Genomic DNA, 343 nt, shown 5'->3' with positions numbered 1-343 from the left:
AGATGATCGGGAGCGTTGGGCAGTTTCGGCAGCGCGTCGGCCGCGACGAAGGACGCTGCGTCGGTGCGCACCGGCCCGTAGGTGATGAAGCTGGCAAGCTTGGCGTTGTTCTTAGGCTCGCTGATATAGGCGAGATATTTGTAGGCCAGCTCCGGATTACGCGCGCCTTTCGGGATGGCGATCATGTCGTATTCGAGGATCTGGTTGTTCCAGACGATCTTGAACGGCTTCTTGTCGTTGTCGATCGCGTTCTGGATGCGGCCGTTCCACGCCGTGGTCATTACGACTTCCTTGGAGGCGAGCAGCTGCGCGGGCTGCGCGCCGGCATCCCACCAGACGATGT

At 60.6% G+C, this 343-nt stretch carries 1 protein-coding gene; it reads right to left on the bottom strand.

Annotated elements, in window-relative coordinates; translation table 11 throughout:
- The coding region (locus tag EN852_RS37090) for an extracellular solute-binding protein (RefSeq protein ID WP_135879780.1) at positions 1-343 on the bottom strand (343 nt) is incomplete at both ends.

Origin of the sequence: Mesorhizobium sp. M2E.F.Ca.ET.209.01.1.1 (genome assembly GCF_004010375.2) — a bacterium.
Lineage (GTDB): Bacteria > Pseudomonadota > Alphaproteobacteria > Rhizobiales > Rhizobiaceae > Mesorhizobium.
The sequence above is the reverse complement of the archived record's forward strand: the minus strand, read 5'-3'. Positions and strand labels throughout refer to the sequence as shown.